This is a genomic window from Streptomyces albicerus, from assembly GCF_008905045.1.
Lineage (GTDB): Bacteria > Actinomycetota > Actinomycetes > Streptomycetales > Streptomycetaceae > Streptomyces > Streptomyces albicerus.
Genome location: NZ_VWMY01000178.1, coordinates 1 through 3,345, shown reverse-complemented (window position 1 = coordinate 3,345; position 3,345 = coordinate 1). Strand labels below are relative to the sequence as shown.

General features: G+C 71.2%; 4 protein-coding genes. All 4 read left to right on the top strand.

Annotated elements, in window-relative coordinates:
- The coding region (locus GAS53_RS54650; RefSeq protein WP_151485274.1) for an AAA family ATPase at positions 1-797 on the top strand (797 nt) is incomplete at its 5' end.
- Positions 798-1,000: 203 nt separating this feature from the next.
- Entirely contained in the window at positions 1,001-2,107 is a 1,107-nt protein-coding gene (locus GAS53_RS54645; RefSeq protein WP_151485273.1) for an aminopeptidase P family protein, read from the top strand.
- 59 nt (positions 2,108-2,166) lie between these two features.
- The gene (gene efp, locus GAS53_RS54640) at positions 2,167-2,733 is read left to right on the top strand and encodes an elongation factor P (protein WP_151485272.1); all 567 of its coding nucleotides are present in this window, start codon (positions 2,167-2,169) and stop codon (positions 2,731-2,733) included.
- 2 nt (positions 2,734-2,735) lie between these two features.
- Positions 2,736-3,170, top strand: a complete 435-nt coding sequence (gene nusB / locus GAS53_RS54635; RefSeq protein WP_151485271.1) for a transcription antitermination factor NusB — start codon at positions 2,736-2,738, stop codon at positions 3,168-3,170.
- The last annotated feature ends 175 nt before the right edge of the window (positions 3,171-3,345 follow it).

Genomic DNA, 3,345 nt, shown 5'->3' with positions numbered 1-3,345 from the left:
CGCCTGCGAGCCGGCCCGCGGGCCCCGCGCCCGCAGGCCCGCCGCCGGGTTTCGCCGGAGCGCCGACCGGGCCCGCCGCCCCGCACCCGCCCGGCCACGCGCCCGCACCGCACCACCCCGTCCCGCACCACGCTCCCGCGCCGCCGACGCCGGACACCACGGGCCATGTCCAGCTGCCGCCGGGCGGACCCGTCCCGATGCCGAGCGCGCCGCCCGCGACCGGCACGCCCGACCCGACGTCCACGACGCTCGCCGTCCTGCTCATCGGCCCCGCCGGCGCGGGCAAGACCAGCGTCGCCAAGTACTGGGCGGACCACCGCCGGGTGCCCACCGCGCACATCAGCCTGGACGACGTACGCGAATGGGTGCGCTCGGGCTTCGCCGACCCGCAGTCGGGGTGGAACGACAACTCGGAGGCGCAGTATCGTCTCGCCCGCCGCACCTGCGGCTTCGCGGCCCGCAACTTCCTGGCCAACAACATCTCCTGCATCCTCGACGACGCCGTCTTCCCCGACCGGCCCGTCGTCGGCCTCGGCGGCTGGAAGCGGCACGTCGGCCCCGGCCTGCTGCCGGTCGTTCTGCTGCCGGGCCTGGAGATAGTCCTGGAGCGCAACGCCGAGCGCTCCGGAAACCGCCGCCTCACCGACGAGGAAGTCGCCCGCATCCACGGCCGGATGGCCGGCTGGTACGGATCGGGCCTGCCGATCATCGACAACTCCCAGCTCGACGTACCCACCACGGCGCGGGTCCTGGACGACGTACTGGCGAGGTCGATCGCGAGCCCCCCACAGTGGTAGGGAACTTTTAAAAGGGGCTGAACCCACCCCACCCAGGGGCGCGGGGCTGTGTCAATATGCGGCTCCGCCGCGTGGGCGCGACAAGCCCCCACAGCCCCGCACCCGGCACACAACCGTCGAGCCCACCCCGTCCCCCGTTCGGCACCCGCCCACTCGGCCTCCCTCAACCGGCGCCAACCCCGCGGAGCTCATACGCTCGGGTCATGTCAGAGGTCTACGCGACCCGCCGCGAGCGGCTGAGGGAACGCTGCAACTCGAGCGGCAGCGCCACGGCACTGGTCTCCCGCCCCGCCAACGTCCGCTACCTCGCGGGCGTGGCGCCCCACGGCGCCGTCCTCCTGCTGGGCAAGACCGAGGACCTGCTCGTGTACGGCGGTCCCCCCGAGACCGCCGCCGACGAGGGCCGTCCGGACGAGGCCCTCCGCGTGCACGCGCTGCCGAGCCCCGGCGGCGACCCCGCCGTCGCCGCGGCGGATCTCGCCGCGGCCCAGGGCGCCGAGTCCCTCGCCGTCGAGGAGCACCACCTGACCGTGGCCCGGCACCGGGCGATCGGCTCGGTGGCACCACGGCTGCGCCTCGGCAACCTCGGCGGAGCCGTCGAGCAGCTGCGCGTGATCAAGGACGAGGAGGAGATCTCCTGCCTGCGGATCGGCTCGGAGATCGCCGATCAGGCACTGAGCGAACTCCTCGAGTCGATCCTCGTCGGCCGCACCGAACGCCACCTCGCCCTGGAACTGGAACGCCGTCTCGTCGACCACGGCGCCGACGGCCCGGCCTTCACGACCTCGGTCGGCACAGGGCCGAACTCCGGCCGTCGTGGCCACTGCCCCACCGACCGCCGGGTCGAGGAGGGCGATTTCCTCTCCGTCTGCCTGGGTGCGACCTACCGCGGCTACCGCTGCGAGATCGGCCGTACCTTCGTCATCGGCACCTCGCCGGCCGACTGGCAGATCGAGCTGTACGACCTCGTCTTCGCATCCCAGCGCGCCGGCCGTGAGGCCCTCGTACCCGGCGCCGCCTACCGTGACGTGGACCGCGCGGCCCGCCAGGTACTCGGTTCCGCGGGGTATGCGGAAGGCCTTCCGCCGCTGACCGGGCACGGTGTCGGGCTCGAAATCGACGAGGACCCGCAGCTGGCCCCCGCGGCCATGGGTAAACTGGACGCTTGCGTGCCGGTCACCGTCGAACCGGGGGTCCACCTCCCGGGCCGGGGCGGTGTCCGGATCGATGACACGCTCGTCGTGCGCCCTGAGGCGGACGGCGGACCCGAGCTACTCACCATCACGACCAAGGAGCTGCTCGCGCTCTAGCTTCGAGCTGTCGCGCCTGCCCCGGGGTCGTCCACGTCAGTCCAGGAGATTCCGCAACCGTGGCTTCCACGAACGACCTCAAGAACGGCCTGGTGCTCAAGCTCGAAGGCGGCCAGCTCTGGTCCGTCGTCGAGTTCCAGCACGTCAAGCCCGGCAAGGGCCCGGCTTTCGTGCGCACCAAGCTCAAGAACGTGCTCTCCGGCAAGGTCGTCGACAAGACGTTCAACGCCGGCGTCAAGGTCGAGACGGCCACTGTCGACAAGCGCGACATGCAGTTCTCGTACATGGACGGCGAGTACTTCGTCTTCATGGACATGCAGACCTACGACCAGCTCATGGTCGACCGCAAGGCCGTCGGCGACGCCGCCAACTTCCTGATCGAGGGCTTCACCGCCACCGTCGCGCAGCACGAGGGCGAGGTGCTCTTCGTCGAGCTGCCGGCCGCCGTCGAGCTCGTCGTCCAGGAGACCGAGCCGGGTGTCCAGGGCGACCGCTCCACCGGCGGCACCAAGCCCGCCATCCTGGAGACCGGCCACCAGATCAACGTGCCGCTCTTCATCACCACCGGTGAGAAGATCAAGGTCGACACCCGCACGAGCGACTACCTCGGCCGGGTGAACAGCTAACCGTGGCTGCCCGCAACACGGCCCGCAAGCGCGCCTTCCAGATCCTTTTCGAGGGAGACCAGCGCGGCGTGGACGTCCAGACGGTCCTGGGTGACTGGATCCGGCACTCCCGGACCGACACCCGGCAGCCGCCGGTGAGCGAGTACACGATGCAGCTCGTCGAGGGCTACGCGAAGTACGAGCGGCGCATCGACGAGCTCATCTCGCAGTACGCGGTCGGCTGGACGCTCGACAGGATGCCGGTCGTCGACCGCAACATCCTGCGCCTCGGTGCGTACGAGCTGCTCTGGGTCGATGAGACTCCGGACGCCGTGGTGCTCGACGAGGCCGTGCAGCTTGCCAAGGAGTTCTCCACGGATGAGTCGCCTGCCTTTGTGAACGGCCTGCTCGGTCGCTTCAAGGAGCTCAAGTCGTCGCTGCGCCGCGACGAGGCGTAAGCGCTCCGCTTCGGCCACGTACAGAGTGCGGGTCGTGGTGGGCTGGTCGCGCGGTTCCCCGCGCCCCTGACGGGGCGCGGTCGAAGCTGCGGCCCAGCACCTCGTCAGCCGTTCCCGCCGGAGCGAGACTGACCCGTAGAACGCCGGAGGGGCCCCCAGCGAGACTGCTGGGGGC

Bases quoted from the DNA above. Each gene is read 5' to 3' on its own strand.
- GAS53_RS54645 (WP_151485273.1), top strand. From the start codon at position 1,001: ATGTCAGAGGTCTACGCGACCCGCCGCGAGCGGCTGAGGGAACGCTGC.